This window comes from Nonomuraea recticatena (genome assembly GCF_039533245.1).
GTDB lineage: Bacteria > Actinomycetota > Actinomycetes > Streptosporangiales > Streptosporangiaceae > Nonomuraea > Nonomuraea roseola.
Genome location: NZ_BAAATE010000215.1, coordinates 1 through 503 on the forward strand (window position 1 = coordinate 1; position 503 = coordinate 503).

Annotated in this window: 1 pseudogene; it reads left to right on the forward strand. The window is 67.8% G+C overall.

Annotated elements, in window-relative coordinates:
* Positions 1 to 503 (forward strand): annotated as a pseudogene (locus ABFX50_RS51215) (hypothetical protein); the annotation flags it as partial.

The following is a 503-nucleotide window of genomic DNA, read 5'->3' on the forward strand; positions in this document are numbered from 1 at the left end:
CTCCGGTGAGGGGCGCAGTTATGAGGTCAACGCCGCCGACCAGTACACGAAGATCAACGACATGGCGGTGTCCTTCGACGGGGCGGGCAACTACAAGTCCACGTCGAGCCCGGCGACGAGCTTCACCCACAGCCCCAGCAACCAGGTGCGCACCGGGGACTACGAGGGCGCGCGGGTGATGGAGTTCGCCTACGACACCGCCGACCAGACCCAACCGAACCAGATCACCGAGACCCCGACCGGTGGCAGTCGGGTCACGCACGTGTTCACGCGCACCGCGCTCGGGGTATCAGAGTTCGTGGACAACGGCGTGCGCTCGGGATTCACCCGTGACACCAATGGTTTGCTGGTCGGGGTGAAGGACGGTTCGGGCGCGCGCCACGGGGCGGTGACCGACTACCAGGGCAGCGTTCTGGCCCTCGTTGACGGGAACGGCCTGATCGCCGCCGAGTACAGCTACGCCCCGTACGGCGCGGTCACGGCCACCGGGGCTGCGGCCAAGG